General features: G+C 71.5%; 15 protein-coding genes. 12 read left to right on the plus strand and 3 right to left on the minus strand.

All coding sequences use genetic code 11. The features are described 5' to 3' along the window. Position 1 precedes the first annotated feature (1 nt). Positions 2-1,504 carry an IMP dehydrogenase gene (gene guaB, locus ACZ7NC_RS11920; protein ID WP_471487228.1) on the plus strand — a complete coding sequence of 501 codons (1,503 nt, stop codon included), beginning with the start codon at positions 2-4 and terminating at the stop codon, positions 1,502-1,504. A 116-nt stretch (positions 1,505-1,620) separates the two neighbouring features. Further along, a complete protein-coding gene (locus ACZ7NC_RS11925) occupies positions 1,621-2,745 on the plus strand; it encodes a GuaB3 family IMP dehydrogenase-related protein (RefSeq protein WP_471487230.1) in 1,125 nt (374 codons plus the stop codon). A gap of 148 nt (positions 2,746-2,893) precedes the next feature. Here ACZ7NC_RS11925 and ACZ7NC_RS11930 read toward each other — a convergent pair whose 3' ends face one another. After that, the gene (locus ACZ7NC_RS11930; RefSeq protein WP_471487232.1) at positions 2,894-4,102 is read right to left on the minus strand and encodes a nucleotide sugar dehydrogenase; all 1,209 of its coding nucleotides are present in this window, start codon (positions 4,100-4,102) and stop codon (positions 2,894-2,896) included. 263 nt (positions 4,103-4,365) lie between these two features. Between ACZ7NC_RS11930 and ACZ7NC_RS11935 the strand changes: the two genes are divergently transcribed. After that, positions 4,366-6,072: a glycerol-3-phosphate dehydrogenase/oxidase gene (locus tag ACZ7NC_RS11935; RefSeq protein WP_471487234.1), complete on the plus strand. Its 1,707-nt coding sequence runs from the start codon at positions 4,366-4,368 to the stop codon at positions 6,070-6,072. A gap of 157 nt (positions 6,073-6,229) precedes the next feature. On the opposite strand, the gene ACZ7NC_RS11940 is transcribed toward ACZ7NC_RS11935, so the two are convergent. Further along, the gene (locus ACZ7NC_RS11940) at positions 6,230-7,339 is read right to left on the minus strand and encodes a serine hydrolase domain-containing protein (protein ID WP_471487236.1); all 1,110 of its coding nucleotides are present in this window, start codon (positions 7,337-7,339) and stop codon (positions 6,230-6,232) included. A 195-nt stretch (positions 7,340-7,534) separates the two neighbouring features. Between ACZ7NC_RS11940 and ACZ7NC_RS11945 the strand changes: the two genes are divergently transcribed. The 8 genes from ACZ7NC_RS11945 to ACZ7NC_RS11980 all read left to right on the plus strand — a co-directional run bounded on the left by ACZ7NC_RS11945 (position 7,535) and on the right by ACZ7NC_RS11980 (position 22,883). After that, positions 7,535-9,652 carry a serine/threonine-protein kinase gene (locus ACZ7NC_RS11945; protein WP_471487238.1) on the plus strand — a complete coding sequence of 706 codons (2,118 nt, stop codon included), beginning with the start codon at positions 7,535-7,537 and terminating at the stop codon, positions 9,650-9,652. A gap of 185 nt (positions 9,653-9,837) precedes the next feature. Continuing rightward, positions 9,838-12,594, plus strand: coding sequence for a protein kinase (locus ACZ7NC_RS11950; RefSeq protein ID WP_471487240.1), 2,757 nt, complete (start codon positions 9,838-9,840; stop codon positions 12,592-12,594). A gap of 152 nt (positions 12,595-12,746) precedes the next feature. Then, positions 12,747-14,432, plus strand: coding sequence for a serine/threonine-protein kinase (locus ACZ7NC_RS11955; protein WP_471487242.1), 1,686 nt, complete (start codon positions 12,747-12,749; stop codon positions 14,430-14,432). Positions 14,433-14,562: 130 nt separating this feature from the next. After that, positions 14,563-15,738: a serine/threonine-protein kinase gene (locus tag ACZ7NC_RS11960; RefSeq protein ID WP_471487244.1), complete on the plus strand. Its 1,176-nt coding sequence runs from the start codon at positions 14,563-14,565 to the stop codon at positions 15,736-15,738. A gap of 91 nt (positions 15,739-15,829) precedes the next feature. After that, positions 15,830-17,497 (plus strand): serine/threonine-protein kinase, encoded by a 1,668-nt coding sequence (locus tag ACZ7NC_RS11965; protein WP_471487246.1) that lies wholly within the window; start codon positions 15,830-15,832, stop codon positions 17,495-17,497. A 38-nt stretch (positions 17,498-17,535) separates the two neighbouring features. Further along, on the plus strand, positions 17,536-19,314 hold the full coding sequence (locus tag ACZ7NC_RS11970; protein ID WP_471487248.1) for a serine/threonine-protein kinase: 1,779 nt from the start codon (positions 17,536-17,538) through the stop codon (positions 19,312-19,314). 136 nt (positions 19,315-19,450) lie between these two features. Beyond that, positions 19,451-21,064 carry a succinic semialdehyde dehydrogenase gene (locus ACZ7NC_RS11975; protein ID WP_471487250.1) on the plus strand — a complete coding sequence of 538 codons (1,614 nt, stop codon included), beginning with the start codon at positions 19,451-19,453 and terminating at the stop codon, positions 21,062-21,064. Positions 21,065-21,107: 43 nt separating this feature from the next. Then, positions 21,108-22,883 (plus strand): GMC family oxidoreductase N-terminal domain-containing protein, encoded by a 1,776-nt coding sequence (locus tag ACZ7NC_RS11980; RefSeq protein WP_471487252.1) that lies wholly within the window; start codon positions 21,108-21,110, stop codon positions 22,881-22,883. An 88-nt stretch (positions 22,884-22,971) separates the two neighbouring features. Here the strand turns inward: ACZ7NC_RS11980 and ACZ7NC_RS11985 are convergent, their stop codons facing one another. Next, positions 22,972-24,006: an LAETG motif-containing sortase-dependent surface protein gene (locus ACZ7NC_RS11985; protein WP_471487254.1), complete on the minus strand. Its 1,035-nt coding sequence runs from the start codon at positions 24,004-24,006 to the stop codon at positions 22,972-22,974. Between the two features lie 244 nt (positions 24,007-24,250). On the opposite strand from ACZ7NC_RS11985, the gene ACZ7NC_RS11990 reads away from it, so the two are divergent. After that, positions 24,251-25,393, plus strand: a complete 1,143-nt coding sequence (locus ACZ7NC_RS11990; RefSeq protein WP_471487256.1) for a hypothetical protein — start codon at positions 24,251-24,253, stop codon at positions 25,391-25,393. Positions 25,394-25,764 lie beyond the last annotated feature (371 nt).

Consider the following 25,764-nt stretch of genomic DNA (forward strand, 5'->3'; position numbering starts at 1 on the left):
CATGACTGCCAACGTCGACGGAGTGCCCGAGAAATTCGCGACACTCGGGCTGACCTACGACGACGTGCTGCTGCTGCCGGGCGCATCCGAGGTGCTCCCCAACGCGGTCGACACCTCGTCCCGCATCTCCCGTAACGTCCGGGTCAACATTCCCCTTCTGTCCGCCGCCATGGACAAGGTCACCGAGTCGCGCATGGCGATTGCGATGGCCCGTCTGGGCGGCGTCGGCGTACTGCACCGCAACCTCTCCGTCGAGGACCAGGTCAACCAGGTCGACCTGGTGAAGCGGTCCGAGTCCGGCATGGTCACCGACCCGATCACGGTGCACCCCGAGGCGACCCTCGGCGAGGCCGACGCCCTGTGCGCCAAGTTCCGCATCAGCGGCGTCCCGGTCACGGACCCGGCCGGCAAGCTGCTCGGCATCGTCACCAACCGGGACATGGCCTTCGAGTCGGACCGCAGCCGTCAGGTGCGCGAGGTCATGACGCCGATGCCGCTGGTCACCGGCCAGGTCGGCATCTCCGGCAGCGATGCGATGGAGCTGCTGCGCCGCCACAAGATCGAGAAGCTTCCCCTGGTCGACGAGGCGGGCGTCCTCAAGGGCCTCATCACGGTCAAGGACTTCGTCAAGGCGGAGAAGTACCCCAACGCCGCCAAGGACGCCGAGGGCCGTCTTCTCGTCGGTGCCGCGGTCGGCGCCAGCCCCGAGGCCCTGGAGCGCGCCCAGGCGCTCGCCGAGGCCGGCGTGGACTTCCTGGTCGTCGACACCTCGCACGGCCACAACAGCAACGCCCTCAGCTGGATGTCGAAGATCAAGTCGAGCGTCGGCGTCGACGTGATCGGCGGCAACGTCGCCACCCGCGACGGCGCCCAGGCGCTGATCGACGCCGGTGTCGACGGCATCAAGGTCGGTGTCGGACCGGGCTCCATCTGCACCACCCGCGTGGTCGCCGGCATCGGCGTCCCGCAGGTCACCGCCATCTACGAGGCCTCCCTCGCCGCCCGCCCCGCGGGCATCCCGCTGATCGGCGACGGCGGCCTGCAGTACTCCGGCGACATCGGCAAGGCGCTCGCCGCCGGCGCCGACACCGTGATGCTGGGCTCGCTGCTCGCGGGCTGCGAGGAGTCGCCCGGCGAGCTGCAGTTCATCAACGGCAAGCAGTTCAAGTCGTACCGCGGCATGGGCTCGCTCGGTGCCATGCAGTCCCGGGGCCAGGGCAAGTCGTACTCGAAGGACCGCTACTTCCAGGCCGAGGTCGCCGCCGACGACAAGCTCGTGCCCGAGGGCATCGAGGGCCAGGTGCCCTACCGCGGCCCGCTGTCCAGCGTCCTGCACCAGCTCGTCGGCGGGCTGCGCCAGACCATGGGCTACGTGGGCGCGGCCACCATCGACGAGATGGAGTCCAAGGGCCGCTTCGTGCGGATCACCTCGGCAGGCCTCAAGGAGAGCCACCCGCACGACATCCAGATGACGGTCGAGGCGCCGAACTACAGCCGCAAGTGACGCGCACGCGCGCGTGAGGCTCGAGCGAGGGCGGCCCCGGACGAACCGGGGCCGCCCTTGTCGTACCCGTCGGCGATACTGGAAGACGCTGAAACGCATCACGAAAGGCCACAGACGTGACTGAGATCGAGATCGGGCGCGGCAAGCGCGGCCGCCGGGCGTACGCCTTCGACGACATCGCCGTCGTCCCCAGCCGCCGTACGCGGGACCCGAAGGAGGTCTCGATCGCCTGGCAGATCGACGCCTACCGCTTCGAGCTGCCCTTCCTGGCCGCCCCCATGGACTCGGTCGTCTCCCCGGCCACCGCGATCCGCATCGGCGAGCTCGGCGGCCTCGGCGTGCTGAACCTCGAGGGCCTGTGGACGCGGTACGAGGACCCGCAGCCGCTGCTCGACGAGATCGCCGAGCTGCCCACGGAGGCCGCCACGCGACGCCTCCAGGAGATCTACGCCGCCCCGATCAAGGAGGAGCTGATCGGGCAGCGCATCAAGGAGGTGCGCGACTCGGGCGTGGTCACGGCCGCCGCGCTCTCCCCGCAGCGCACGGCCCAGTTCTCCAAGGCGGTCGTCGACGCGGGCGTGGATATCTTCGTCATCCGCGGCACGACGGTCTCGGCGGAGCACGTCTCGTCCTCGCACGAACCGCTGAACCTGAAGCAGTTCATCTACGAGCTCGACGTCCCGGTGATCGTCGGCGGCTGCGCCACCTACACCGCGGCTCTGCACCTGATGCGTACCGGCGCGGCGGGCGTCCTGGTCGGCTTCGGCGGCGGCGCGGCGCACACCACGCGCAACGTCCTGGGCATCCGGGTGCCGATGGCGACGGCGGTCGCGGACGTGGCGGCGGCCCGCCGTGACTACATGGACGAGTCCGGCGGCCGGTATGTGCATGTGATCGCGGACGGTGGTGTGGGCTGGTCCGGCGACCTGCCGAAGGCGATCGCCTGCGGCGCGGACGCGGTGATGATGGGTTCGCCGCTCGCGCGCGCGTCTGACGCGCCGGGCAAGGGCCACCACTGGGGCATGGAGGCCGTGAACGAGGAACTGCCCCGCGGCAAGAAGGTCGATCTGGGCACGGTCGGCACGATCGAGGAGGTGCTGACGGGGCCGTCGCACACTCCCGACGGCTCGATGAACTTCTTCGGTGCGCTGCGGCGGGCGATGGCCACGACCGGGTACAGCGAGCTGAAGGAGTTCCAGCGGGTCGAGGTCGCGGTGGCGGACTCGCAGCACCAGCGGTAGCCGGTTACGCCGTAACGCCGTATGCGGTTACGTCTACGTCAGGGAAGGGCCGATCACTCCGGGTGGGGTGACCGGCCCTTTTGTGTGCCCAAGTGGGCTTATCGCGCGCCACCAGCCTCACAAGCGCAACCACTCCCACGTGCCCCCGTCACAACCGATGCGCCGCCCCCGTGGGCGCCGCGCCCCGCGTGTCCAGCAACAGCTGCGCCTTCACCGACAGCCCCTGAAGGTCATACGTCCGATGCTGCTGAAGCAGAATCGTCAGGTCGGCGTCCGCGACGGCCTCGTACAGGGCGTCCGCGCGCGGCACCGGGCGGTCCAGGACGCTCCAGGAGGCGACGTAGGGGTCGTGGTAGCTGATGGACCCGCCCAGCTCCAGCAGGCGGATCGCGACCTCCTGGGCGGGCGTGGACTGCTGGTCGGCGAGGTCGGGCTTGTAGGTGACGCCCAGCAGGAGGATGCGGGCGCCGCGCGCTGACTTGCCGTGCTCGTTGAGAAGGGTGGCGGCGCGCTGGACGACGTAGCGGGGCATTTGGCTGTTGACCTGCTGGGCCAGTTCGACCATGCGCAGGGTGCGGCCGGCGGGGCCGGTGAGGTCCTGGGGGACGGCGTGGCCGCCGACGCCGGGGCCGGGGCGGAAGGCCTGGAAGCCGAACGGCTTGGTCTCCGCGCAGCGGATGACGTCCCACAGGTCGACACCCATGTCGTGGCAGAGGACGGCCATTTCGTTGACCAGGGCGATGTTGACGTGCCGGAAGTTGGTCTCGAGGACCTGCACGGTCTCGGCCTCGCGCGGGCCACGCGCGCGTACCACCTTGTCGGTGAGACGGCTGTAGAAGGCGGCCGCCGACTCGGTGCACGCGGGTGTGAGGCCGCCGATCACCTTGGGGGTGTTGGCGGGCGTGAAGTGGCGGTTGCCGGGGTCGGCGCGGCTGGGGGAGTAGGCGAGGTGGAAGTCGCGGCCGGCGCGCATTCCGGAGCCCTCTTCGAGGAGCGGGCGCAGGATGTTCTCGGTGGTGCCCGGGGGTACGGGCGACTCCAGGATGACGGTGGTGTGCTGGCGCAGCTGTCCGGCCAGGATGCGGGCGGCTGCCTCCAGCTGGCTCAGGTCGAGCCCGCCGTCCGCGCCGCGCGGCGTGGGCGGGCAGATGACTGCGGTGCGTACACGGCCGAGGTCGGCGGGGTTGGTGGCGTGCCGGAAACCCCCCGAGAGCATCCGGCGCAGTTCGGCGGGACTGAGGGAACCGGCCTCCGGCCCGGTCCGGTAGCCGAGCGTGGGGATGCCGGCGGCGACGGCGGCCTTGGCCAGGGGCAGGCCGTACGGGCCTAGTCCGATGACGGCGAGATCTGCGGGCATGGCGTGGGCCGTCCTTCCCAGTAACCGAAGCGGGGCTGGTGCGCAACCCCTGTGGACAGGACGAGGGAGCGCAATGTCAGACTAGGAGTAAATATGACCGATTTGCTGCATTGAATGATCGCGTTTCCGCGAGTGTTGTCCACAGGCTGGGGGCGCGTGGTGGCTGAAGTCGGGCAACCCGGTCAGAATCTTGGGCATGGGGGGTACGAAGCGGGCTTCGCCCGACGGGTGCGGCCGACGCGACCGATGAGCGGGAGGCAGCGGTGAGGACAGCGACACTGGGGCCGGCGGAGCGCGCCGAGTCACTGGCGGCAATGGCCGAGCGCGAGCTGGACCTACTGGTCGTGGGCGGTGGCGTCGTGGGTGCGGGCACCGCACTCGACGCGGTGACCCGCGGACTGTCCACCGGCCTGGTCGAGGCCCGCGACTGGGCGTCGGGTACCTCCAGCAGGTCCAGCAAGCTGGTCCATGGCGGTCTGCGCTATCTGGAGATGCTCGACTTCGTGCTGGTGAGGGAGGCCCTCAAAGAGCGCGGGCTGCTGCTGGAGCGGCTCGCACCGCATCTGGTGAAGCCGGTGCCGTTCCTGTACCCGCTTCAGCACAAGGGCTGGGAGCGTCTGTACGCCGGTGCGGGCGTCGCGCTCTACGACGCGATGTCGATGGCCCGCGGCCATGGGCGGGGCCTGCCCCTGCACCGCCATCTGACCCGCCGTCACGCCCTGCGCGTCGCGCCCGCCCTGAGGAAGGACGCGCTGGTCGGCGCGCTCCAGTACTACGACGCCCAGATGGACGACGCCCGCTATGTGGCCACCCTCGTGCGCACCGCGGCGGCCTACGGCGCGAAGGTCGCCAACCGTGCGCGCGTGATCTCGTTCCTGCGCGAGGGCGAGCGTGTCGTCGGGGCCCGGGTGCAGGACGTCGAGGCGGGCGGGGAGTACGAGGTCCGCGCCAAGCAGATCGTCAACGCGACCGGTGTGTGGACCGACGACACCCAGTCGATGGTGGGGGAGCGCGGGCAGTTCCACGTGCGCGCCTCCAAGGGCATCCACCTGGTCGTACCCAAGGACCGCATCCACTCCACGACGGGGCTGATCCTGCGCACCGAGAAGTCGGTGCTGTTCGTCATCCCCTGGGGCCGGCACTGGATCGTCGGCACCACCGACACCGACTGGGACCTCGACAAGGCCCACCCGGCCGCCTCCAGTGCGGACATCGACTACCTGCTGGAACATGTGAACTCGGTGCTCGCGGTGCCGCTCACCAGGGACGATGTGGAGGGCGTGTACGCGGGACTGCGGCCCCTGCTCGCCGGTGAGTCGGACGCCACCAGCAAGCTCTCCCGCGAGCACACCGTGGCGCACCCCGTGCCCGGACTCGTCGTCGTGGCGGGCGGCAAGTACACGACGTACCGGGTGATGGCCAAGGACGCCGTGGACGCGGCGGTGCACGGGCTCGACATGCGGGTCGCCGAGTGCGTGACGGAGGACATCCCGCTGCTGGGCGCGGAGGGGTACCGGGCGCTGTGGAACGCGCGGGCGCGGATCGCGGCGCGGACGGGCATTCATGTGGTGCGCGTGGAACACCTGCTGAACCGGTACGGGTCACTCGCGGAGGAACTGCTCGAACTCATCGCCGCGAACCCCTCGCTGGGCCGGCCCCTGCAGTCCGCCGACGACTATCTGCGCGCCGAGATCGTGTACGCCGCCTCGCACGAGGGGGCACGCCATCTGGACGACGTGCTGACGCGGCGCACACGCATCTCCATCGAGACCTTCGACCGTGGCCAGCGGTGCGCGCGCGAGGCGGCCGAGCTGATGGCGCCGGTGCTGGGCTGGGACAAGGACCACATCGAGCGCGAGATCGAGCACTACCAGAAGCGGGTGGAGGCCGAGCGGGAGTCGCAGCGGCAGCCGGACGACCTGACGGCGGACGCGGCACGGTTGGGGGCGCCGGACATCGTGCCGCTGTAGTCCCGCCGCGACTCGACTGCGACTTGACTGCGACTCGACTGTGTGGCGACTGCGTGGCGCCTTGGCCCGGGGTGGTGGTCGCCGATCGCGCCGACCTGGGAGAACGTCACCCGAACGGGTGAGCGGAGTCGGGATATCTGCTCGAACCTCGGGCGTTCTACCTGGTGCGAGGGCAGAACTCGGCGGCGAGCAGCCGGGGTTCGAGGCCGGGATCTGCGATCGCCGTCGTGTTCACCCGGAAGGTCAGGACGCGACGACCGCCGACGGTGGCCGCGGAGCGCACGTAGCTGCCGGAAATGCGCCCGTTGTGCCCCCACACGACGGTGCCGCAGCGCAGTTTCACGGGGAAGAGTCCCATGCCGTACGAGCCATGTGCGGCACGGGTGTCGAGCATCTCGCGCAGCCCGCGCGGGGGCAGCAGACGACCGCCCAGCAGCGCGGCGTAGAAGCGGTCGAGGTCGGCGAGCGTGGTCACCAGCTCGCCGGCCGCGCCGGCCACCCGCGGATCGAGTTCGGTGACATCGCTCCCGTCGGCGGCGTAGGCGCGACCGTGCGGGTCGGGAAGAGAGGTGCGGGATCCAGGGAAGGAGGTGTTCGTCAGACGCAGCGGAGCGATGATGCGCCGCTCGGACTCGGCGGCGTACGAGCGGCCGGTGACCCGCTCGATCACCAGGCCGAGCAGCACGTAGTTGGTGTTGGAGTAGGAGAAGTTGCCGGGGTCGGCAGAAGGGTGGGTGAACGCGATACGGACGGCCCGAAGCGGAGTGACAGGGACGGTGCCCTCTGTCGCGGCGGTGAAGTCGTACAGGCCGCTGGTGTGGGTCAGCAGGGAACGAAGGGTCAGCGCGCGCCCGTCGTTGCCCGCCCCGCGCACCAGGCCGGGCAGGTGCTGCTCCACCGTGTCGGACAGCGACAGCCGTCGCTCGGCGGCCAGTTGCAGTACGACCGTCGCGATGAACGACTTCGTCATGCTGCCGGCGCGGAAGTGGTCGGTGCGGCCGATGCCCTGGCCGGCCCGGACGTAACGCAGGCCGCTGTTCTCGCGGGCGAGCAGGGCCGCGGCGGGGGCCCTGCCCCGGGTGACGAGCCGTGCGAGGAGGGCGTCCGTCGCCGGGGGTCCGGACGTCGGCGAGGCCGTGAGCACCGACGATGCGGTCGGGGGCAGGCCGAGGAGCGCCGGTGACAGCAGGCCGAGGAGGGTGAGGAGGATCAGGAGCACAGGGACGGCCGACAGTGTCCGCAGTGCTGGTTTCGCCGGTCGCGCCATGCGGGTGCCTCCCCTCGTCCGGGCTCATCATGCCGGGCGGCGGCACACGCGGTTCATCGGCCCCCGGACGGATCGGGACCCGGGCGTTCGGGCCGTGCGGCCGGGTGGCGGCGCGAGGGGCCACCCTGGGCGCTGGGCACTTGTCGGGTGAGAGACAATGGAGGCTCTGTCAGGGCGGGTTGTATGAGGGGACGCATGTCGGAGGCGGAGCGGGCGGGGACATCTCGTCAGGAGACTCGTCAGGACGACCGTGAGCGTCTCCTCGCGGGGCGGTACCGGCTGGGCGGAGTCCTCGGCCGAGGCGGAATGGGCACGGTGTGGCGTGCCGTCGACGAGACGCTGGGGCGGACCGTCGCCGTCAAGGAGCTGAGGTTCCCGTCGAACATCGACGAGGAGGAGAAGCGGCGGCTGATCACGCGAACCCTGCGTGAGGCCAAGGCGATCGCGCGGATCCGCAACAACAGCGCGGTGACGGTGTTCGACGTGGTCGACGAGGACGACCGGCCGTGGATCGTGATGGAGCTCGTCGAGGGCAAGTCGCTCGCCGAGGTCATCCGGGAGGACGGCCTGCTCGAGCCCAAGCGGGCGGCCGAGGTGGGCCTGGCCGTGCTCGACGTGCTGCGGTCCGCGCACCGCGAGGGCATCCTGCACCGCGATGTGAAGCCGTCGAACGTCCTGCTGGAGTCCGACACCGAGCGGGTCGTGCTCACCGACTTCGGCATCGCCCAGGTCGAGGGCGACCCGTCCATCACCTCGACCGGCATGCTCGTCGGCGCGCCCTCCTACATCTCCCCGGAGCGGGCCCGCGGGCACAAGCCGGGTCCCGCGGCCGACCTGTGGTCGCTGGGCGGGCTGTTGTACGCGTCGGTGGAGGGCGTGCCGCCGTACGACAAGGGTTCCGCCATCGCCACGCTCACGGCGGTGATGACCGAGCCGCTGGAGGAGCCGAAGAACGCGGGGCCGCTGAAGGACGTCATCTACGGCCTGCTCACCAAGGACCCCGAGAAGCGGCTCGACGACGCCGGTGCCCGGGCGATGCTCAACGCCGTCATCCACGCGCCCGAGCCGAGGTCCGAGCCGGAGCCGTTGGACGCGACGAAGGTCGTGCCGCTGCCGCCGCAGCCCGGGGAGAAGAGACGTTCGGGTGCCGGGTCCGGGGCCAAGCGGGGTGAGGAGGCCGGGGAGCGGTTGCGCGGGGCGTTGCGTTCCGTGCGGAAGGCCGCTGTCGGCGCGGGGGCGGCCGGGGCGGTCGCCGGTCGTACCAAGTCCGGGAGTGAGAAGGACGATTCCAGGTCCGGCGGTGCCGCGGCCCAGTCGTCCACGGCAGTGGGCGGGGCCGGGGCCGCGTCGGGGTCCGGGAGTTCGGGGCAGGGCTCCGGTGCCGAAGGCGGCGCTGTGACCACCGGTTCCGCGGCGGGTGCCGGCGACAAGGCCGGTGCCGGTGAGCGGGACACGACGAGTGGGAACGGGCAGAGCGCGGGGCGGAGTTCGGGCTGGCCCGTGGTGCCGCCGCCGGATCTGCCGCCCCGGCCGGTGCCGAGGGCGCCGCTGACCGATGTGGTGCCGAAGCGAACGCTGGTGATCATCGCGGTGGTCGTGGCGCTCGCCGTGATCGGCGTCGTGCTGGCCATCGCGCTGCGCGACGGCGGCGACTCGACGGCTGCGGCCGGCGGAGGCGGGGCCAAGGCCTCGGCCAAGGCCAGCGCGAGTGCTGACACCAAGAAGGGCGGGAGCGGCGGTACCCGTACCGAGGGTGAGACGTCCGCGACGGGCGGCTCCGGGGCGGGGGCCGGTTCCGGCGCGGAGGGCGGGAAGACGCCGAGCGCCGAGGCGAGCGCGACCGGAGGCAGCGGCGCGGAGGTGGGGTCCGGCGGCGACAGCGGGGCCGCCTCGACCCACAAGGGCAGCCAGGGGTACTCGATCGGGTTGCCCGACGGGTGGAAGTTCCAGTCCACGGGGTCGGCGGGGGACCGGTTCACCGGGCCCGACGGGCAGAAGCTGCTCGTCGCCTGGACGTCCACGCCGCAGGACGACCCGGTCGCGGACTGGAAGAACCAGGAGCAGTACATGCAGCGCTCGCAGTACGAGCGGATCCGCATAGAGCAGGTGGACTACCGGGACTGGAACGCGGCCGACTGGGAGTTCACCTATGTCGAAGGCGGCACGAAGTACCGGACGATCGACCGTGGGTTCGTCGTGGACGACAGCCGCGGGTACGCGCTGATGTACACCGCGAAGGCGTCCGGTTGGGACAGCGATCTCCGCAAGGACACCTGGAAGACACTGACCGGTTCGTTCAAGCCGAAGTCGTGAACTGAGCGGCTGCGGGTTTGGGCCCGTGAAGGCGGGGTTTGAGCCGTGAGATACGGCAACCCCTCTTTGCGGGTTGCCTCCGGCACGTATCGTGAAAGCTCGCGGACCGTGCGCATCCAGTCGTGCGTCCGGAACGCGACGCAAGGCGAACGGAATTGACCAACCGGGCGGCCGGGGGAGGCAACGTGGACGACTATGCGGGTCGGGTGCTCGCCGACCGCTACCGCCTGCCGCTGCCGCCCTCCGACGAGTACGAACTCACCGAGACCCGCGCCTTCGACACCTACAGCGGCCAGGAAGTCCTGGTCCGGCAGGTGCCGTTGCCGGAGGTCGTCGAGGCGGAGGTGCTCGACGCCGAGGGGCTGCCCGACGGCTTCACCGCGCGGGACGCCAGGGAGCGCGGGCCGGGACGCGGGCCTTCGGTGCGGACGAGTACGCGCCGGCCCAGTGACCCCGCCGTACGGCGGGCGGTCGAGGCGGCGCAGGCCGCTGCTCGGATCCCCGACCATCCACGGCTGGACCAGGTCTTCGACGTGTTCGCCGAGGGCGGCTCGTTGTGGATAGTGAGCGAGTTGGTGGCGGCGCGCCCGCTGGCCGCGCTGCTCGCCGAGCAGCCGTTGACGCCGTATCGGGCGGCCGAGGTCGCCTCCGACGTCCTCATGGCGCTGCGGGTGCTGCACGCGCATGGCTGGGTCCACCGGAACATCACCGCCCGCACGGTCCTCGTCTGCGACGACGGCCGGGTCATGCTGACCGGGCTCGCGGTCGGGGCCGCGGAGGAGGCGCTGTGCGGGTATGACCCGGTGCCGGTCGAGGACGGTGACGGGGGCGACGCGGCGGCGACCTTCAGCGCCGGGCCTCCGGTTCCGGGTGGTGGCCTCGGCGGCGGTCCGGCTCCGGATGGTGGCTTCGGGGGCGTGGGCGGGGCTGGGGCTTCCGGCCGGGCCGTGGGGGCGCCCGGGGTCGGTGGGCCCGGTGTCGGTGATCCGGATCCCGAGGCTGCCCGACGTGCGGCGATCGAGGCACGCGCGGCCGGTGGGCTGCCGGTGCCGGCAGCAGACGCGGGCAACGGCGCGGGGGCCTCGGGGGCGGCATCGCCCGGTGCCGTGGAGACCGGCGGGGACATCAGGGCGGCGCGGGCGGGAGCCATCGCCGCGTACCGGGCAGGTGCGCGTGCCGCGGCGCGGGTGCAGGAGGGCCGGCAGAACGGACCCGTCGCGCTGCCGGGTTCCCGTCCGGCGCCCGAAGGCGGCCCCGTGCCCCAGGCCAACGGTGCCGCGCAACAGCCGTACGCCTCCGGTGACGGCCCTATGACGTCCCCCGGGCAGATCGCCGACCCGTACGGCGTGCAGCCCGCGCCCTGGCACGGCGCCGCGCCTCGTAGCGGGGTCGGTGGCATGCCGGTGGAGGAGGGGCGCGATCGCGCGGCTCTGCCCCCCGCTGACCCGGGCGGGCCCGCTGCCGGCACTGTCGGCGGCATCCCGGCGCTCGGACGCGGGGCGCCCCCGGCGGCCGGTGCCCCCGCTCCAGGCCTCGCCGGTTTCTCCGGGCGTGGCGTCCCTGCTCCCGGCGCCGGGGGCTTCCCCACGTCCGACGCCACAGGCTCCCCGGCCACCGGCACCTCGTCGAACCCGACCCGTTGGAACGACCTCGTCACCAGCGCCCCGGCCCGCCGAGGCCCCACCACCGCGCTCGCCGCCGAGCGGGCCCGGCAGGCGCGGATGGCCGTCGTCGGGCCCGTCACCGAGCGGTGGGCGCCGGAGCAGGCCGGGCCCATGCATGAGAACTGGCAGTTGGCCGCGCCCATCGGACCGGCCACCGACCTGTGGGCGTTGGGGGCGCTGCTCTTCCGGGCCGTGCAGGGGCACGCGCCGTATCCCGAGGAGTCGACCGCCGAGCTGGTGCAGATGGTGTGCGCGGAGCCGCCCGCCTACGCCGAGGAGTGCGGGCCGCTCAGGCCGGTCGTGGAGTCGTTGCTGCGTCAGGACCCCACCGAGCGCCTCGACTTCGAGGAGCTCAGGGGTTGGCTGCGCTCGCTCGTGCGGTCCGCGCCGGAGCCGGAGGCCGGTGCGCATGTCGTCGCCGCCCCGCCCGTCGACCCGAACCGGCTGCCGATCGTCCGGCGCCGGGGCGAGCTGGTGCGCCGGCGGCGGGCCGGGCTGCCCGCGCACCACGGGCGCCACAAGCGGGCCAAGCAGGAGGTGGGTTCGCCGAGACGACTCGGCCGTACGTTGCTGCTGCTGGTGCTGCTCGGCCTGGCCACGGCGATCGCGTACGCCGTGCTGTTCATGCCGAAGGCCGACCAGGGCGACGGCGCCACGGCCGACGCCGATCGCACCGGCGCCGCCGGCCAGGCTGATCAGACGGAGCCCGAGCAGTCTGCCGAGGCGAGCAGTGAACCGCGGCCCGACCAGACCTCCCCGGAGTCCGGCGACGGCCCCACGGAGTCCGCCGGTTCCACCGAGACGCAGACCAACGGCCCCGAGGCGCCCGACGGTTTCACCCTGCGCAAGGACACGGCCGGCTTCCAGGTGGCGGTGGCCAACGGATGGAACCGCACCGCGGAGAACGGACGAGGCCAGGTCGTCTACTCGCACGGCGACTTCGACCTCATCCTCGTACCGGGCCGGGACACCGCCGAGCAGTACGGCAGCGACCCGATGGTCTACCAGCGGGAGCACGAGCGGGAGTTGCAGCCGTACCGCGACTCCAGCTGGGCCTCCTCCGGCGGGCTGAAGACCATTCAGGTCGGCGAGCGGGTCATGGCCGAGGGGCAGTTCACCTGGACCGACGACCAGGGCCGCGACCTGTTCGTGCGCAATCTCGCGATCCTGGTCGACGGGCGGTACCACGTGGTGCAGATGCGCGGTCCGGATGCCGAGCGTGACGAAGTGACGCGGCTGTTCGAGCAGGCGTCGGCGACGTATCAGGTCACCGGATGATTCCGTCCGCGGACACAGGGTGATGGTTGCTTCCGGACGCCGAAAGCGACAACCATCACAGTGCGGTCTCCTTGGCACCCCCGTGGTTCCGGTCGGGTCGGCCGGTCCTTAACCTGACCCTGTCAAGAGCATTGCGGGGCAACGTGAATCAGATGCAGGGCCAGCTCGTTTCGGGGCGCTACCGGCTCGCCGACTCGATCGGCAGCGGCGGTATGGGCCGTGTGTGGCGTGCGCACGACGAGGTGCTGCATCGCGCCGTCGCGATCAAGGAGCTGACCGCCGCGCTCTACGTCTCCGAGAGCGATCAGGAGCGGCTGCTCATCCGCACCCGCGCCGAGGCGCGCGCCGCGGCGCGCATCAACCACTCCGCCGTCGTCACCGTGCACGACGTGCTGGAGCACGACGGCCGGCCGTGGATCGTGATGGAGCTGGTCGAGGGGTACTCGCTGGCGGACGCGGTCAAGGAGCGTGGACGCGTCGAGCCGACCGAGGCCGCCCGCATCGGTCTGTGGGTGCTGCGGGCGTTGCGCGCCGCGCACTCCGCCGGCGTCCTGCACCGTGACGTGAAGCCCGGAAACGTCCTCCTCTCCGCCGACGACGGCCGCGTTCTGCTCACCGACTTCGGCATCGCCCAGATCGAGGGCGACACCACCATCACCCGCACCGGAGAGGTCGTCGGCTCGGTCGACTACCTCGCCCCCGAGCGCGTCCGCGGCCACGACCCGGGCCCCGCCTCCGACCTGTGGGCGCTCGGCGCGACGCTGTACACGGCGGTGGAGGGCCGCTCGCCGTTCCGCCGTACGTCGCCACTGGGCACGATGCAGGCGGTCGTCGAGGAAGAGGCCACCGAGCCGCAGCACGCCGGCCCGCTCGCGCCCGTGATCACCGCCCTGCTGCGCAAGGATCCGGAGAGCCGGCCCGGCGCGGCGGAGGCCGAGCAGATGCTGGCCGAGGCGGCCGAGGGACGGCGCTCCAACGCGGCGCAGGTGTACGTCCCGACGCAGCACAACCGGTACGAGCCGGAGGCGCACACCGGGCCCTCGTACGGCGGGGCTCCCGCGCCCACCGGGGCTCCGACGGCGGCTACCGGCACGCCGTATCCCCCGATGACCGGGCCGACGACGACCGGCCGACCGTACGGCACGGCAGGGACGGGCACCGGCGGCATGTCCGCCCCACCGCCCCGCAGGCGCCGCCGGTTGCGCACGCTCGCCCTTGTCGTCGCGCTCGCCGCGATCGTCGGCGGGGGCACCGCGGTGGTGCTGCAGAAGTGGGGGCCGCAGGACAACGACGGCGGCACCTCGGTCTCGTCCTCGCCCGATCCCACGGAGAACGAATCGCCGCGCCCCGAGGGCGGAGTTCCGGCGTCCTGGGTCCGCTACAAGGACCCGTTCGGCTTCAGTGTCTATCTGCCCGAGGGCTGGCAGCGGGAGGTGGTCGGCAAGGAGATCGAGGGCCTCCAGCAGGTCGACTACAGTCCCGACGGCGGCGAGCACTTCGTCCGGATCGCCGTCGACCCCACGCCCGACTTCGCGAAGGCCTACGACCACCTGCGCGACCTGGAGGACCAGGTGGGGCGGAAGCTGGTCGACTACCGGACCGTGTACCTGAAGGAGAACCTCTACCGCGACCGCGAGGGCTCCCTGTGGGAGTACACGTGGACCGCGCTGGCGAAGGACACCCCGTTCCCCGGGCCGCGCCGGGCCATCGACCAGGCGTACATCGACCGGGACGGCACGGAGTACGCGATCTACATGTCCACGCCGGAAGAGGACTGGGCAGCGACGCGCAAGCAGTTCAAGGCGGTTCTGCAGGGCTGGCAGGCGGGCGGCTCCTGAGGTTCCCCGTCGGAGGGTGAATCCCCGGGGTTTCCGACCGCCAGGCGGCTTTTGGAGTCGTTTGCTCCTTTGCATAGTTGGCTGATCGGCACCCCGGAGTCGGTCCGTCCGGTGCGGCATGATGGGGCGCATGGGGACCGAGGGCGCCAACTTGCGTGTGATCGCGGGGCGTTACCGCCTCGAGGCGAGGCTCGGTCGCGGCGGCATGGGCGTCGTGTGGCGGGCGACCGACCAGTTGCTCGGGCGCGGGGTGGCCGTCAAGGAGCTCCCCATCGACGAAACGCTCTCCGCGGCCGAGGCCCGGCGGCAGCGCGAACGCACGCTGCACGAGGCCCAGGCGGTCGCGCAGCTCAGCCACCCGAACGTCATGGTCGTCCATGACATCGTCGAGGACGACGAACGCCCGTACATCGTCATGGAGTTGATCGACGGTGACTCCCTCGCCGACCTGATCGCGACATATGGTCCGGTGGATGCGCGGGAGGCCGCCCGGATCGGCGCCGACCTGTTGAACGCGTTGCGCACGGCTCACGCGGCCGGGGTGCTGCACCGGGACATCAAACCGGCCAACGTCCTCATCGAGAACGGCACCGACCGCGTCGTCCTCACCGACTTCGGCATCGCCCAGGTGCCCGGCACGCCCACGCTCACCGAGTCCGGTGCCTTCGTCGGCTCACCCGAGTACACCGCTCCCGAGCGGATGTCCGGATCCGAGACCGGCCCCGCCTCCGACCTGTGGTCGGTGGGGGCGCTGCTGTGCGCGGCGCTGAGCGGTGAGTCGCCGTTCCGGCGGGACTCGCTCAGCGGCGTCGTGCTCGCCGTGGTGTCCGACGAGATACGTCCGCCCGCGCAGGCGGTGCCGATCCTGCCGGTCGTCCAGGGGCTGCTGGAGCGGGATCCGGGGCTGCGGCTGGATGCGATGGACGCGGAGCGGATGCTGCGGGAGTACCTGGAGACGGGGATCGACCTCGTGCCGAAACGGTTCAGCAGAGCGGAGCGCCGATACTCGCCCCGCACTGTGCTGGCCACCGTCGTGCTGGTCGCCGCGATGGCGGTGGCGGGGGTGTCGGCGGCGGCGCTGCTGGTGAAGGGGGGCGGGGACGGGGGTGTGGTGCCGACGAGTTCGGCGCCGGAGAGTTCGGTGAGCTCTTCCGGTACTCCTGGCCGGTCTTCCTCCCCCGGCCGGTTTCCCTCCCCCGACAGGTCTCCCTCCCCTGGCCAGTCTCCCTCCCCCAGCAGGTCTTCCTCTCTCAGCCCTTCACCCTCATCGAGCACTTCGGCCCCCGAACCCACCAACCCCGAATAAAGGGGAGATAAGCGGCGACCTGAGTCACGGGTCTGTGACCGGAAAGCGTTCCCGCTGGATGCGGAGCCCTCGCCGCGATATGGATGGAGCCATGAGCAGCAACGGGGGAGCCCCTTATCGGTCCGACGAGCCGACGAGTTTCGAACTGCAACCGCCGCAGCCGAACCCGTCCGCGCCCGTCCCGCACCCGGACAATCCGTACGCGGTGCCCGCTCAGGCCGTACCGCGACACAGCGCGCCTGCCGCGTCCGTCCAGCCCTCGGCTCCCACCCCCGACCCCGGCACCGGACGTCTGATAGCCGACCGTTACCGGCTGCTCGCCAAGCTCGGACACGGCGGTATGGGCACCGTCTGGCGGGCCAAGGACGAGACGGTGGACCGTGAGGTCGCCGTCAAGGAGCCCCGCGTCCCGGATCACCTTCCCGAACGCGAACGCGCCAACGCCTACGAGCGGATGCGCCGCGAGGCGCGCGCCGCGGCCAGACTCGATCACCCGGCGGTCGTGAACGTGCATGACGTCGCAGTCGTGGACGGCCGGCCGTGGATCGTGATGGAGCTGGTGCGGGGCCGTTCGCTGGGCGACGCGCTCCAGGAGGGCACGCTCGGCGCCCGTGACGCGGCGAGAATCGGCCTCGAGGTGCTGGGCGCGCTGGAGGCCGCCCACGCGGCCGGCATCCTGCACCGTGACGTGAAGCCGGACAACGTCCTCCTCGGCCGCCATGACCGTGTCGTCCTCACCGACTTCGGCATCGCCCAGATCGAGGGCGAGACCAATCTGACCGACACCGGCGGCTTCGTCGGCTCGCCCGAGTACATCGCGCCCGAGCGGGTGCTGGGCCAGCGCCCGGGACCGGCGAGCGACCTGTGGTCCCTGGGCGTCGTGCTGTACGCGGCGACGGAGGGCGTCTCCCCGTTCCGCCGCAGCAACACCCCCGCGACCCTCCAGTCGGTCCTCAACGCCGTGCCCGCACCGCCCGCCTCCGCGCAGGGCCCGCTCGCCGAGGCCATCAACGGCCTGCTCCAGAAGGACCCGGCGCGTCGCCCGAACGCCGCGCAGACGCGTGCGCTGCTGGAACAGGCGGCCAACCCGCCGACGCCGGCGACCACACAGGTCGTACGGATGTCCGAGGGCGTCAAGGGCGGCATCCGGCTGGGGCGCAAGGCGCTGCTGGGCATCGGCGCGGCCGTCGTCGCGGGTGCGGTGGCGGCGTATCTGGTGATCGCCGACCCGTTCGCGGGACCGCTGCCCGACCACTGGAAGATCCGCCAGGAGAAGGCCCTCGCCGCCTCGCTGGCGGTGCCCGACGGCTACAAGCGGGGCGTTCCCGAGAAAGGGGACGAGGACCACTGGGTCACGTACACCGACCGGAGCGGTGCCATCTGGATCGGGCTGAGACTGGACAAGAAGGCCGAGGACACCGGCAACACCATCGCGGGCTCCGCTGCCGCCGAGATGTACGACGACGACGGCACCTACAAGGAGAGCGGCGACTACACCGCGAGCATGCCGGCGAACCCGAACACGTCGCCGAAGGAGACCACGTACCAGGGCCGCAAGTCCGCCGAGAACACGGTCGTCTACACCACCACCGACACCCAGAACCCGCGCCCGCGCGAGATGAGGATCTTCTACTACAAGACCTCGGCCGGCGACATGTACAAGCTCACCGTCAGCTACCCCGGCAGGGGCGACTTCACGGACCGCGGACGTGAGGTGGCGCGCACGGCCATCGCAAACCTGGACATCGGCAAGCTCTGAACTGGCGAAGTGCCCACCTCGCAGGGTAGGCATGGGACATGAGCGATGGCGGTGGCGGCACCGGACCCAACGGGCGTGTGATCGGCGGGCGTTACCGCCTGGTCGAGCGCATCGGCTCCGGTGGCATGGGCACCGTCTGGCGGGCGCTCGACGAACTGGTGGACCGTGAAGTCGCCGTCAAGCAGCCGAGGTTGCCCGGCGACCCGGAGGACGCCGCCCATCAGCGGGCCGCCCACCGGCTCTACCGTGAGGCCCGCGCCGCCGCCCGCGTCGACCATCCCGCCGCCGTCTCCATCCATGACGTCGTCGTGGAGGACGGACTGCCCTGGATCGTCATGGAACTGGTCCGCGGCGAGTCCCTGCACGAACTCCTCCAGCGCGGCCCGGTGGAGGCGTCCGAGGCCGCCCGCATCGGCGTCGCCGTCCTCGGTGCCCTGCGCGCCGCGCACGCGGTCGGCATCGTCCACCGCGACGTCAAGCCCGCCAACGTGCTGCTCGGCCCCCATCGCCGCGTCGTCCTCACCGACTTCGGCATCGCCCACATCCAGGGCGAGGAATCCCTCACCGTCAGCGGCGAGTTCATCGGCTCCCTGGAGTTCATCGCCCCCGAGCGGATGTCCGGCCGGGGCGCCGGCCCCGCCTCCGACCTGTGGTCGCTGGGCGTGCTCCTGTACGCCGCCGTGGAGGGCTGGTCGCCCTTTCGCCGTACGACCCTGGAGTCCACGCTCGCCGCGATCCTCGCCGCCGATCCGCCCGAGCCGAAGCAGGCGGGACCGCTGGGGTCGCTGATCGTGCGGCTGCTCGGGAAGGACCCCGACCTGCGGCCCGATGCCGAGGAGGTCGGCGCGGCGCTGGAGGCGGTGGCGGCGGGGTGGCCGGTGCCGGCGCCCTCCGGGGGGCCGGCGATGGCGGGGCCGCAGGACGCCTCGGGGCTGCGGGAGTTCGCGGAGGATTCGGGGACGGTACGGCTGGCGCATGGGGCGGCGTCGGAAGCGGTGGGCGAGCCGGAGCCGGAGCCGGAGCCGGAGTCGGAGCATGAGCACGAGCACGAGTCCGAACCGGAAGCCGGGCCCGCCACGGGAGCGGCTCCCGAGCCGCCGACCGCCTCGACGACCCCCTCGAACCCGGGAAATCCCCCCGAACGGTCAACCGCCTCGACGCCCCCTACGAGGCCCCCACGCCGCCCCCGCCTGCTCCGCCCCGCCCCCGTCGCCGCCCTCGCCGCCCTCCTCGTGGCCGGTACCTGGTTCACCACCTCCCGCGTCCTCGCCGACAAGGGCGCCGACGTCAAGGAGATGAACCCCGTCCACACCTCGGCCCCCACGACCCCCGGGTCCACGCCGGCCCCGGCCCCCACCGCCCCCACGTGGATCGCACACCGCGAGAAGGACATGGACGCCGTCCTCTCCCTACCGCCCGAGTACAAGGAGGCCGCGCGGGAGGGCAGCGCCGCCGACCCGCCCCGGCTCGTCGTCTACGACATCGGCCTCGTCCAGGTCCGCCTCACCCAGTGGGACAAGGCACCCCGCCCGCTGCTGGACCAGGCGCAGGACGCGCACGACACCTGGGACAGCTACAACCACGACGCGAGCACCCAGGCCACCCGCACCACCTTCAAGGGCTATGACGCGGTCCTCTCCGACACCACCTACGACATGGAGGAGTCGCCGAGCCGTGTCATGCAGCTGATCGTGGTCACCGGTGACGAGCGTATGTACGAGCTGCGCGTCGACATGCCCAAGGGCACGCCCACGGAGAAGAAGGGCACCGCGGTCTTCAAGGGTGCCCGTGACCGACTTGAGATCGGACCGGACTGACCGCCACCCGATCCTCGTCGGCAACGCCCTGATCAGTGCGTTTGTTGCCAGCGAACACTGGCGTCATGTGAGCAGTCGGTGAATCCCCGTTACCGACGGGTACACAAAGCCCCCGCTCCGGCATACTCTGCGGCTCATGACGGACGCGCAGGCCCCGGCCAAGACCGGCACCAACCCCCTCGCCCCCGCCCCGCAGGGCGCCCGTACCGCCGCCGACGTGGTCACCCCCGAGCTGGTGGCGCAGCTGACCAAGGGCGTGGTCGGCTCCGGCCGTACCGCCAACCACACGCCGTTCACCGGCGAGAAGCTGGCCGACCTGCCGGAATCGACGCCCGAGGACGTGGCGAAGGCCTTCGATGCGGCCCGCAAGGCGCAGGCCGTCTGGGCGCAGGTCCCGGTGCGGCAGCGCGCCGCGGTCCTGCTCCGCTTCCACGACCTGGTGCTCGAACGTCAGGCCGAGGTCCTCGACCTCATCCAGCTGGAGACCGGCAAGGCCCGGCTGCACGCCCACGAGGAGGTGCAGGCCGTAGCCGTCGCGGCCCGCCATTACGGCCGTAAGGCACCCGCCTACCTCAAGCCGAAGCGGCACGCGGGCGCCGTGCCCACGCTCACGCGCGTCACCGAACTGCGCCACCCGCGCGGCGTCGTAGGCCAGATCGCGCCCTGGAACTACCCTCTGGAGCTGTCCGTCGGTGACGCGCTCCCGGCGTTCGTCGCGGGCAACGCGGTCGTGATGAAGCCGGACACGGAGACCTGCCTCACGGCACTGTGGGCGCGCGACCTCCTGATCGAGGCCGGACTGCCCGCCGACGTCTTCCAGGTCGTCCTCGGCGAGGGCCCGGTCGTCGGCCCCGAGCTGGTCAGGCACGGCGACTACGTCTCCTTCACCGGCTCCACCCGCACCGGCCGCGAGGTCGCCCAGGGCGCCGCGGCCCGCCTGGTCGGCGTCTCCCTCGAACTCGGCGGCAAGAACGCGATGCTGGTCCTTCAGGACGCCGACATCGAGAAGGCCGCCGCGGGCGCCGTCCGCGCCTGCTTCTCCTCCGCCGGCCAACTGTGCATCTCCATCGAGCGGTTGTACGTCCACGAGTCGATCGCCGACGCCTTCGTCGAGCGCTTCGCCGCGCGCACCAAGGCGATGCGGCTCGGCAAGTCCCTGGCGTACGGCGCCGACATGGGCTCCCTGGTCGGCGAGCGGCAGCTGGAGACGGTGACCCGGCATGTGGAGGAGGCCGTCGGGAAGGGCGCCAAGCTGGTCGCGGGTGGCGTGGCCCGCCCCGACATCGGCCCGTACTTCTTCGAGCCGACGATCCTCGACGGTGTCGAGCCGGAGATGACCGTCTGCTCCGAGGAGACCTTCGGCCCGGTCGTGTCCATCTACCGCTTCAAGACCGAGGACGAGGCGATCGAGCACGCCAACTCCACGCCGTACGGCCTGAACTCCTCGGTCTGGACGAAGGACGGCAGCCGCGGCCGCGCGGTCGCCGCCCGCCTGCGCACCGGCACGGTCAACGTCAACGAGGGCTACGCGCCCGCCTACGGCAGCGTCCAGTCCCCCATGGGCGGCATGAAGGACTCCGGCCTCGGCCGCCGGCACGGCTCCGAGGGCATCCTCAAGTACACGGAGGCCCAGACGGTCGCCCAGCAGCGGCTGCTGCCGATGGCGCCGTCGCTGGGCATGGACGACGAGAAGTACGCGCAGTTCATGAGCCGGAGCCTGCGGGTGATGAAGGCCTTCCGGTTCAAGTAGGAACAGCCGTTCAGCAACACCCCGTTCTCAACGAGGAGAGCATGTGCCACAGGACACCTATGACTACGACGTGATCGTCGTCGGATCGGGCTTCGGCGGCTCCGTCACAGCCCTTCGTCTCACCGAGAAGGGCTACCGCGTAGGTGTCCTGGAAGCCGGCCGCCGCTGGACCCGCGAAACCCTCCCCAAGAACTCCTGGGACCTGAAGAACTACCTCTGGGCCCCCAAGTTCGGCATGTACGGCATCCAGCGCATCCATCTGCTGGGCAACGTCATGGTGCTGGCGGGCGCCGGCGTGGGCGGCGGCTCCCTCAACTACGCCAACACCCTCTACGTACCGCCGAAGGCCTTCTTCGACGATCCGCAGTGGCGTGACATCACCGACTGGCAGGAAGAGCTGAAGCCGTACTACGACCAGGCCCAGCGCATGCTCGGGGTACGGCTCAACCCGACGATGACCCCGTCCGACGTCCATCTGAAGGCGGCGGCCGAGCGGATGGGCGTCGGCGACAGCTTCCACATGGCGCCGGTCGGCGTGTTCTTCGGGGACGGCAAGGACGCCGAGGGCGAGTCGCGGGTCGAGCCGGGCCAGGAGGTCGCCGATCCCTACTTCGGTGGGGCGGGCCCGGCGCGCAAGGCGTGCACGGAGTGCGGTGAGTGCATGACGGGCTGCCGGCACGGCGCGAAGAACACGCTGAACGAGAACTACCTCTATCTGGCCGAGAAGGCGGGCGCGGTCGTCCACCCCCTGACCACGGTCGTCTCGATCACCGACGACTCACAGGGCGGCTACGCGGTGGCGACCCTGCCGACGGACCGCAAGAAGGGCGGGGACAGGCTGTTCAAGGCCCGCCGGGTGGTGATCGCGGCCGGTACCTACGGCACCCAGACCCTGCTGCACCGGATGAAGGCCGGCGGCCAACTGCCGTACCTCTCCCCGAAGCTGGGCGAGCTGACCCGCACCAACTCCGAGGCCCTGGTCGGCGCGCAGACCGACAACCGGCGCTACCGCCGGGCCACGGGCGAGCCGAAGGTCGACTTCACGCGCGGAGTCGCCATCACGTCCTCGATCCACCCGGACGAGAACACCCACATCGAGCCGGTCCGCTACGGCAAGGGCTCCAACTCGATGGGCGGACTGTCGATCCTGCAAGTGCCGTACGCCGAGGGCCGCTCGCGCGTCGGCGCCTGGCTGGCGAACGCGGCCCGCCACCCGCTCCTCGTCGCCCGCTCCCTGTCCAACCGGCGCTGGTCGGAGCGGACGATCATCGGCCTGGTCATGCAGTCGCTGGACAACTCGCTGACGACGTATCTGAAGCCGAACGGCGTCGGCAAGGGGCTGCTGACGGCACGTCAGGGTCACGGCGCGCCCAACCCCAAGCAGATCAAGGCCGCTTCGCAGGCCGCGTCGGTCATCGCCGCCGACATCAACGGCTTCGCGGGCTCCAACGTCGGCGAGCTGATGGGCACCCCGCTCACCGCCCACTTCCTCGGCGGCTGCCCGATCGGCGACTCGCCCGAGACCGGCGTCATCGACCCCTACCACCGCCTGTACGGCCACCCGGGCATCTCGGTCGTCGACGGAGCGGCGGTGTCCGCCAACCTCGGCGTCAACCCCTCCCTGACGATCACCGCGCAGACCGAGCGGGCGATGTCGTACTGGCCCAACAAGGGCGAGGCCGACCCGCGTCCGGCGCCGGGAGCGGCGTACGAACGCCTGAAGCCGGTCGAGCCGAAGTCGCCGGTGGTGCCGGCGGAGGCGTTCGGGGCCTTGAAGCTGCCGTTCCTGGGAATGCCGGCGATGCCGCCGAAGAAGTAGCAGGCGGCGACAGACGGAAACAGAGAAGGACCTGCACCCCCCTCCGAGCGCAGGTCCTTCTCTGTCTTGCGTGCTGCTCTGCTGAGGCTTACGCCTCGGCACCGACCCTGCGGCGCTTCATCGCGAACACGACACCGGCGCCGGCGACGATGGCGATACCACCGACGGTGGCGAGAACCGGCAGGTTGGAGCTGGAGCCGGTCTCGGCGAGGCTGCCGGTGACGTCGACCTCGTTGACGTCGGAGATGGGCTTCTGGCCGCCGGTCTGCGGCTTGGCGTCCTCCGGGTCACCCGGGTCGGAGCCCGCGGCGAGGATGTCGAAGAAGTAGATCCAGCCGTTCGGGTCGTCGGCGAGCCAGCAACCGTCAGCGTCCGAGTACTGCGCGAAGCCGCCGGTGATACCGATGGCGTCGGGCACCTTGCCGCTGACGCTCAGCCGCAGCTTGAACGACGTCGACTGACCGGCGTCGAGCCCGAACGCGGTGAAGGTCGCGCCCTCACCGGCGGCGTCGGCGAGGGTCTGCCAGGCGCCGGCCTGCTTGTTGAAGACCTGGACCTTGATGTCGCCGGAGTAGTCCTCGGCGTCCCAGCCGACCGCGGCGACGCCGATCAGCGGCTTGATGTTCTTGATGGCCTCGTCGCCGGAGTTGGAGACGTCGAAGGAGAAGTTGGTCCAGCCGCTGCCGGCGACGATCGTCTCGGGCAGGCCCGACAGACCGCTGTGCAGGTCAGCGCTGAGGCCGACCTCCTCCTCGTCCGCGTCCTCGCAGAAGTCGACCTCCTCCGGGGCGCTCTCGCTCGCGCTCGGCGACGGGGTGGCGGCGGGGCTGCTGTCCTCGGCGGCCGGGGTCGACTCGTCGGCGGCCGGCGTGCTCTCGTCAGCGGCGGGGGTGCTCTCGTCCGCGGCCGGCGTGCTGTCCTCGGCGGCGGGGGTCGAGTCCTCGGCGGCCGGGGTGCTCTCCTCGGCCGCGGGGGTGCTGTCCTCGGCGACCGGCGTGCTCTCCGACACCGTCGGCGTCGCGGTCTCGTCGTCCGTGGCGAACGCGGCCGGCGCGGACAGCAACGCGATCGGCGCGATGACAGCCGTCGTGGCCGCGGCGGCCAGTGCACGGCGAAGCTTCATGAAGACCTCGAAAGTCCGGAGTGCCGCGAAAACGCAGCACGCGCTGAAGGGAGGCCTCCCCGTGTGGGGCCCGGGTGCGGCCGTTGTTTCGCAGGGTTGGATCGGTGACGGCAGTGAATGGTTGTGCCTTCACTAACAGATTCTTTATGTGTGCTGCGTCACATGACAGGGTGATCCGTTCGGCGGCTCCGAACTGACGTACGCTCAGCGGCCGACAGCCCGCTGAGAGGAAGCGCACACCGCCGTGACCAACAAGCCGTCCGAAGGGTTCAGACCGGAGCCCGAGGGCTCGTCCATTCCGGACGAGGCATGGGAGAAGTTCGTCCAGGACGCCGAGCGCGACCACGACTCCGTACCGAAGGAACCGTCCGCGCGGGCCCGGATGGTCACCGAGCGGCTTCGGCAGCAGGACGCCCGGGGTGAGCTGCCCGAAGGCTGGCGTACCGGCCCCGCCTGGCAGGAGACGCACGGGCGGACCGCCCGGCGCCGTCGCCGGTGGGCGATCGTCGGAGTGCCTCTCGCCGTCGCCGTCGTGGCGGTACGGCCCTCGCTGATACCCGGCGATCCGTTCGGCACGGCCGCCCCGTCGACGGGCGCGGCCGCGTCGCCGCTCCCGGCGGAGACCGCCGCGCCGACGGCCGCGCCCGGCTCGGCCGGTCCCGCGATCCCCACCAAGGCCAGGCCGTTCGCCGGTTCGCCGGCCGAACGCTGGGCCGACGGCGAGGCCGGCATCGCACTGCCCAAGGCCACCCCGGTCGGCACGCTGTCCAAGGCGCAGGTGGAGCATGCGCTGCAACAGACCAGAAAGCTCCTGGTCGACGCCAACCTCGACCCGGCCACCCTGCGCGGCGAACGCCCGGAAACCGCCCTCGGCGTCATCGAGCCCCGCCAGACGGAGCTGCTCGACCTGCTCACCACCGCGTTGCGCAAGCCGGACAAGGACCACGATCCCCTAGGGATGTTCAGCCGCTTCGACCCCGCCGAGGTGCGGCTCGCCGGTGACGTCGTCAAGACGCGCGGGCGCACGACGTTCAAGGCGGGTGAGCAGGCCTCCGTCGTCGTGCACGCCGACTACACCTTCGTCTACCCGCTCGTCCGCGAGGGCTCGACCGAGGTGGCCCGCACGATCGTCCGCCGGGTTCTCGACGTGGAGCTCTCCGACCCGGCCAAGTACCAGGTCACTCCGGGGAAGGTCGCCGTGCGGCGCTACGACCAGGAGATCGGCAACTCGGCCTGCTCCGTGTACGACGGATATCTGCACCCCCAGTTCGACTCGTCGGCGCCCACCGGCGCACCCGCCACCGGCCCGACGACCGACCCGTACGACCGCAGCCAGGACATCGACGCGGACCGAGTGGAGGAGTGCGGCACCGTCTCCCGCACCTGACGAAGCCGTAGCCCGCGAGGCATGAGAAGGGCCCCGCAGGGCGGAGCCGCGGGGCCCTTCTTTCGTCAGCACCGACGTCAGGGCAGCGTCGGTGCCTGGGAGCGGCGCCGGGGGGTTGCGCCGCTGGTCAACGTATGGTCTCGATCTCCGGCAGTGCGGCAACGCACGACCGGACCGAGGCAATCGGCGGCGGCGATGCGGGTGTTCGGGGCGGGACTTCACCCGTTCCGCCGGTCGGCCCCGGGCGTCCCCGGAGCCGACCGTTCTCTTGGGTGACCGGGCTGCTGTCCCCTGCCGTCCGGTCACTTTCCTGGAGCGAGGTCCCACGGCGTACGGCGTGATCCGTCCACCTCATCGCTCCAAGCGAGCCA

The organism is Streptomyces sp. NPDC111802 (assembly GCF_055634335.1).

What these genes read in the sequence shown, in the direction of transcription:
- guaB (WP_471487228.1), top strand. Translation starts at nt 2, where the DNA reads ATGACTGCCAACGTCGACGGAGTGCCCGAGAAATTCGCGACACTCGGG.
- ACZ7NC_RS11930 (WP_471487232.1), bottom strand. Translation starts at nt 4,102, where the DNA reads ATGCCCGCAGATCTCGCCGTCATCGGACTAGGCCCGTACGGCCTGCCC.
- ACZ7NC_RS11940 (WP_471487236.1), bottom strand. Translation starts at nt 7,339, where the DNA reads ATGGCGCGACCGGCGAAACCAGCACTGCGGACACTGTCGGCCGTCCCT.
- ACZ7NC_RS11945 (WP_471487238.1), top strand. Translation starts at nt 7,535, where the DNA reads ATGTCGGAGGCGGAGCGGGCGGGGACATCTCGTCAGGAGACTCGTCAG.
- ACZ7NC_RS11955 (WP_471487242.1), top strand. Translation starts at nt 12,747, where the DNA reads ATGCAGGGCCAGCTCGTTTCGGGGCGCTACCGGCTCGCCGACTCGATC.
- ACZ7NC_RS11960 (WP_471487244.1), top strand. Translation starts at nt 14,563, where the DNA reads ATGGGGACCGAGGGCGCCAACTTGCGTGTGATCGCGGGGCGTTACCGC.
- ACZ7NC_RS11965 (WP_471487246.1), top strand. Translation starts at nt 15,830, where the DNA reads ATGAGCAGCAACGGGGGAGCCCCTTATCGGTCCGACGAGCCGACGAGT.
- ACZ7NC_RS11970 (WP_471487248.1), top strand. Translation starts at nt 17,536, where the DNA reads ATGAGCGATGGCGGTGGCGGCACCGGACCCAACGGGCGTGTGATCGGC.
- ACZ7NC_RS11975 (WP_471487250.1), top strand. Translation starts at nt 19,451, where the DNA reads ATGACGGACGCGCAGGCCCCGGCCAAGACCGGCACCAACCCCCTCGCC.
- ACZ7NC_RS11985 (WP_471487254.1), bottom strand. Translation starts at nt 24,006, where the DNA reads ATGAAGCTTCGCCGTGCACTGGCCGCCGCGGCCACGACGGCTGTCATC.